The organism is Albidovulum sp. (assembly GCF_049646345.1).
Taxonomy (GTDB): domain Bacteria; phylum Pseudomonadota; class Alphaproteobacteria; order Rhodobacterales; family Rhodobacteraceae; genus Albidovulum.
On record NZ_JBARVQ010000195.1, the window covers coordinates 1 to 3,577 of the forward strand.

2 protein-coding genes are annotated in these 3,577 nt (G+C 57.6%); both read left to right on the top strand.

What is annotated here, in order from left to right:
* A partial coding sequence (locus tag WBB85_RS04760) for an efflux RND transporter permease subunit (protein ID WP_432637479.1) occupies nucleotides 1-2,345 on the top strand: 2,345 nt, incomplete at its 5' end.
* Between the two features lie 99 nt (nucleotides 2,346-2,444).
* Nucleotides 2,445-3,577: AMP-binding protein (locus tag WBB85_RS04765; RefSeq protein ID WP_432637480.1), on the top strand; the 1,133-nt coding region annotated here is incomplete at its 3' end.

Below are 3,577 nucleotides of genomic sequence, written 5' to 3' on the forward strand. Positions count from 1 at the left end.
ATACCGTTGGCACTGCCTTGGCGCGCTTTCTTACAACCAGACCAATTCTATCATTGGTTGTATCTGTTCTTCTTGTTGGAATCTGTTTTTCAGGCGCAAGACTGCTTAGTCCGGACTTTACCTACCGAGCATTCTTTGGTCCCGATGACCCTCTGCGTCAGCAGGTCGAACGCTTCGAGGAAACTTTTGGCAACGACGATTCTGTGGTGTTGCTGATCCACAGCAAAAACGGGCTCTTGGATGAGGGTTCGGCGGATCTGATCGTAGAGGCGACCCGGCGGATGTGGCTTGTCCCCGATGTCTCAAGGGTCGACTCGCTGTCCAATTATCGTTGGGTCAGGGCTGCAGGGGACGACATCAAGGTCGATGCCATGATCCCGGATGACGGGCTTGGTGATCCTGCCTTGCTCAGTGAACGCAGCACGGCGATCCAGCAGGATCGCCTGATCCCCGACTACCTGCTGTCGCTGGACGGCAAGACGACAATGGTTGTGGGCTTTGTCCGCAATGCCCAGGATGCGGCTGTGGACGCCACTCCTGTGGTCGATGCCGTGCGCGGGATCGTATCGGATCTTTCCGATGACGAACATAAATTCCACATCAGCGGTCGCATGGCCGTTATGGCTGGCCTTCAGGAAAGTGCACAATCCGACATGCAGTCGATCTTGCCTTTCGTGATTGCAACGATCGTACTTCTGATGGCGTTTTCCATGCGCCGCCCCGGCGCTGTCATGATGGTCATGTTCCTGATTGTCACCAGCATCGCCTCTACCATGGGCCTGTCCGGCTGGCTGGGCATGCGGATCAGCAACATCACCGTTATGGTCCCGCAGTTCGTACTCGCAATCGGCGTTGCGGCTGCTGTGCATGTCATCATCGGCTACTACCGTGAACGCAACAAGGGACAGGCATCCCGCGATGCCGCGCGCATCTCGCTTGAGCAGAACTTTCTTCCAACGCTGCTGACGGCTGTTACCACGTCCATCGCTTTCCTGTCCTTTACGGTCACGGATATCGCGGCCATTGCCAATCTGGGGGCGATGGTTGGTATCGGCACCTTGCTGGCTTGGTTTCTGACCTACTTTCTGGTCGGCCCCTTGCTGGTGTTGCTGCCGAACCTGCCAGTGCGCTTCCGTCACGTGGGTGCACCGGAAGAAGACCGCCTCATTCCGATGACCGAGCGCCTTGTCGCCCGCATCCATTCCGCCCGCTATCTGATTGTGATCGCAACGCTGATCCTGTCCACGGCGGCTGTGGCGCTTTCGTCCAACAACAAGATCAACTCGAACCCGTTCCGTTACTTCTCCGAAGGGTTCTGGCTGAGGGAAGCTTCGGATTTTGCCGAAGCGAACCTGCGCGGATCTCAGGGAATGGAAGTTGTTTTGTCTGCCGGTAAGGCTGACGGGATCAAGGATCCTGAGTTCATGGCCCGCGCCGAAGAGCTTCAAGACTGGATCTCTGCGCAACCTTTTGTCGCCCGCGCTGTATCGGTCGTCGACTTCGTCAAGCAGACTAACCAGGCTCTGCACGCGGACGATCCGGACTTTTACACGCTTCCCGAAACCCAGCAGGAAATGGCGGAGCTTCTCTTCCTCTACTCCTTCAATTTGCCTGAAGGTCTGGATCTGTCCAACCGTGTGTCGCTTGACAATGATCAGTTGCGTATTTCGGTACGGTGGGTTCTGTACGACAGTGCTGAAGCCACCGAATGGGCCACGCGCATCGAGGCGAAGGCAGAAGAGTTTGGTCTGTCTGCCGAGACGACGGGCAAGATGCTGCTGTTCCAGCGCATGAACGGCTATGTGTCTAAGTCGCTGGTGTTGTCGCTTGGTATCTCGCTCAGCCTGATCAGCCTTCTGCTGTTGCTGGTCTTCCGTTCCGGACGTCTCGGGATTGCATCGCTGCTGGCCAATGCACTGCCACTGTCAATTGGCACCGCCGCGCTGACATTGATGGGGCGCGACATCGATACCGGGGCTGTTGTGGCCTTGTCCGTCTGTCTCGGTGTAGCTGTGGACGATACAATCCACTTGCTGCAGGCAATCCGTACCGCAGAGGCTCCGACGCTGAAGGCGTCCATCGCCAAGGGGTTGGCCAAGGTTCTGCCCGCGATCACGCTGACCAGTCTAATCCTGATGATCGGCTTCGGGGCTTTCATGATGGGTGACTTCGTTCCGAACCAGAATTTCGGACTTATGGCCATCACCATCATCGGCGCCGCATGGCTGTTGGATGTCGTCTTTCTGCCGGCGCTGCTTTTGGTCATGTCACGACACGTGGAAACGACGGAAGCTAGCAGCGACGCCCGAATAACCATCGAAGCGGGTGCGGACGCGGCACGTTAACCGGCCCTTTCCGAACCAGATTCCCTGCGCGGGCTGAATGTTTCGCGCAGGGCAACTTACACGAAACACCTTTTGAAACCAGACATTAGGACTGTGGATATGCACCAGCCCATTTGTGAACTGTGCCTTGATTTCCGCTCTCTCACCGATGCCATGGACCATTGGAGCACGCAAACGCCGGGCAACCCTGCCCTCTCATTTCTGGCTGGCGACAACGTCACCACCCTAAGCTATGCGGACCTGCATCAACGGGCGCTTGCGATTGCGGGAGAGCTTTTGAGTCATTGTGAACCCGAAGACCGGGTGATCCTCGGCTATGAGCAAAGCCTTGACTATGTGGCTGGCTTCCTGGGTTGCGTTTATGCTGGCACGGTTGCGGTGACATCATCCCCACCGACGGAACTGCGTCGCTCGACCCGGCTGACGCGTCTGATCGAAGATAGCGGCGCCGTCGCGATCCTGACCAATGATGCCGCGAAAGATGCGTTTGACCAGGTCGGTGGGAAGATCACCCTTGTCAACAGCGATCACATGACGGCCGCGCTGCTTGCGGCCCCCCGGCCTGCGCAGCCAGAAGACCTGATGTTCCTGCAATATACGTCCGGCTCTACCTCGGACCCCAAGGGTGTCATGCTCAGCCATGGCTCCATCGGTGCGAACCTTCGCGCAATCGTCGCCGACACCCGGCCCGAAGCAGACAGCGTTTATGTTTCTTGGTTGCCGCTCTATCACGATATGGGTCTGATCTTCATGACCCTCGCGCCGCTGTTTGCCGGTCGCCCCGTCTATCTCATGTCCCCGACAGAATTCCTTCGCCATCCGGAGCGTTGGCTGGAAGCGATTTCATTCTGGCGCGGAACGATTACGGCGGCCCCGAATTTTGCCTACAGGCTTTGCTGTGAACGCGTTCGCGGACAGAAGGTCCGTTCTCTGGACCTGTCGTCCATGAAGTTCTTCATCAACGGGTCAGAGCCGATCCGCACCGAAGATATGGACACATTCGTCGAGGCGTTTTCCGCAGCGGGCTTGCGTCGGGATGCAATGATCGGCGGATACGGGATGGCGGAACTGGGGGTTTATGCCAGCATCGGTCCCATTTTCACCACGGATACGCATTTTGATGCCCAGAATCTTGCCGATGAGGGGCGCGCCGTTGCCGTTGCCCCCGGAACGACGGCGCGTCGCCTTGCCGCATGCGGTTGTGCCAATCCTGAACATTTCGACCTGTGTAT